This window comes from Kitasatospora sp. NPDC091257 (assembly GCF_044757675.1).
Taxonomy (GTDB): domain Bacteria; phylum Actinomycetota; class Actinomycetes; order Streptomycetales; family Streptomycetaceae; genus Kitasatospora; species Kitasatospora lactacystinica.
Window position 1 is genome coordinate 1 of record NZ_JBIVVI010001361.1, and the last position, 2,230, is coordinate 2,230.

Here is a 2,230-nt window from a genome sequence, read left to right on the forward strand (position 1 = left end):
GGGCCGAACTGACCGACCCGGGCGGGCTGGGCGGGTTCGGGTGGCTGGTACAGGCCGTCCGGATGTCGGAACCTGCGAGCCTGGCGCCCCTGCCGGGATGGCAGACTCTGGGGGCATGAGGGAGACCACGGTCGGCATCGGGGCGGGAGCCGAGAACTTCACCGGCGCGGCGGGCACCACCGACATGGTGCTCAACATCGGCCCGCAGCACCCGGCCACCCACGGCGTGCTGCGGATTCGGATGCTGCTCGACGGCGAGCGCATCGTGAGCGCCGAGCCGGTGATCGGCTACATGCACCGGGGCGCCGAGAAGCTGTTCGAGGCCCGGGACTACCGGCAGATCATCATGCTGGCCAACCGGCACGACTGGCTCTCCGCCTTCTCCAACGAGCTCGGCGTCGTCATGGCCGTCGAGCGGATGCTCGGCATGGAGGTCCCCGAGCGGGCGGTGTGGATCCGCACCCTGCTCGCCGAGCTCAACCGGGTGCTCAACCACCTGATGTTCCTCGGCTCGTACCCGCTGGAGCTCGGCGGGATCACCCCGGTCTTCCACGCCTTCAACGGCCGCGAGGACCTCCAGCACGTGCTGGAGGAGGCCTCCGGCGGCCGGATGCACTACATGTTCAACCGGGTCGGCGGCCTCAAGGAGGACCTGCCGGCCGGCTGGCTCGGCCGGGTCCGCACCGCCGTCGCCACCGTGCGCTCGCAGCTGCCGGTCTTCGAGGACCTCGTCCTCGGCAACGAGATCTTCCGCGCCCGCACCGCCGGCGTCGGCATCCTCACCCGGGCACAGGCCGAGGCGTACGGCGTCAGCGGCCCGATCGCCCGGGCCAGCGGCCTCGACCTCGACCTGCGCCGCGACGAGCCGTACCTCGCGTACGGCTCCGAGGAACTGCGACAGGTGCTCACCGTGGTCACCCGCGAGGAGGGCGACTGCCTGGCCCGCTTCGAGTGCCTGCTGGAGCAGACCCTCAACTCGCTGGACCTCGCCGACGCCTGCCTCGACAAGCTCGCCACGCTGCCGCCCGGCCCGGTCAACCAGCGGCTGCCCAAGGTGCTCAAGGCGCCCGAGGGCAGCACCTACGCGTGGACCGAGAACCCGCTCGGGATCAACGGCTACTACCTGGTCTCGCGCGGCGACAAGACGCCGTGGCGGCTCAAGCTGCGCTCGGCGTCCTTCAACAACGTCCAGGTGCTGACCGAGCTGCTGCCGGGGACGCTGGTCGCGGACATGGTGGCGATCCTGGGGTCGATGTTCTTCGTGGTCGGCGACATCGACAAGTAGGGCGGTGCCGGCGGGCGGGGGCGGTGCCGACCGGGTGGGCCGGTGCCGACCGGTGGGGCCGGTCAGTCCTTCGCCGGTCGGTCCTTCTTCGACTTCCTGACCGGGTCCGCCGGGTGCGGGGCCACCCTGCGGTCGCCCTTGGTGGCGATCCGCTCCTCGCACAGCCGGGCCAGCACCTCGTACCCCTTCCGTCCCATCAGCTCGGTGAGCTCGGGGCGGTAGCTGACGTACACCGCCTCCGCGCCCTGGTGCGCCGCCGGGGCACCGGTGCACCACCAGTGCAGGTCGTGGCCGCCCGGGCCCCAGCCGCGGCGGTCGTACTCGCCGATCGTGACCTGGAGGTAGCGGGTGTCGTCGGGCCGGTCGATCCAGTCGTAGGTGCGGCGGACCGGCAGCTGCCAGCAGACGTCCGGCTTGGTCTCCAGCGGCTCGCGGCCCTCCTTGAGCGCGAGCGCGTGCAGCGCGCAGCCGGCCCCGCCCGCGAAGTCCGGGCTGTTCACGAAGATGCAGGCGCCGCCGACCCGGCGGGTCTGGCGGTCGCCGTCCTCGTCCAGCATGGTGATGCCGCCGTCGGACGTGATCCGGCCCTTGGCGTCGGTGCCCTCGGCGAAGTTCTCCCACAGCTCGGGGGTCAGCCGGGCCGCGTGCCCCAGGACGCGCTTCTCGTCGTCCTCGTCCGAGTAGTGCGCGCCGAGCGTGCAGCAGCCGTCCGACTCGCCGCGGCCCTCGCGGATGCCGTGGCAGCCCTGGCCGAAGACGCAGGACCAGCGGGAGGTCAGCCAGGTGAGGTCGCAGCGGAAGACCTGCTCCTCGTCGGCGGGGTCGGCGAACTCGACCCAGGCGCGGGGGAAGTCGAGCGGGACCTCGTCGCGTGGGATCTCGCGCCGCAGGGTCGGCATCGCGAGATCGACGGGGGCGGGGGCGGGGGCGGGGGCGGCCTCGGGC

The 2,230-nt window shown here is 72.5% G+C and carries 2 protein-coding genes; one reads left to right on the forward strand and one right to left on the reverse strand.

From position 1 onward, the window contains the following. The first annotated feature begins 115 nt into the window (after positions 1-115). Positions 116-1,285 carry an NADH-quinone oxidoreductase subunit D gene (locus tag ACIQOV_RS38270; protein ID WP_401055373.1) on the forward strand — a complete coding sequence of 390 codons (1,170 nt, stop codon included), beginning with the start codon at positions 116-118 and terminating at the stop codon, positions 1,283-1,285. Positions 1,286-1,347: 62 nt separating this feature from the next. Here ACIQOV_RS38270 and ACIQOV_RS38275 read toward each other — a convergent pair whose 3' ends face one another. After that, positions 1,348-2,184 (reverse strand): hypothetical protein, encoded by an 837-nt coding sequence (locus ACIQOV_RS38275; RefSeq protein ID WP_401055375.1) that lies wholly within the window; start codon positions 2,182-2,184, stop codon positions 1,348-1,350. Positions 2,185-2,230 lie beyond the last annotated feature (46 nt).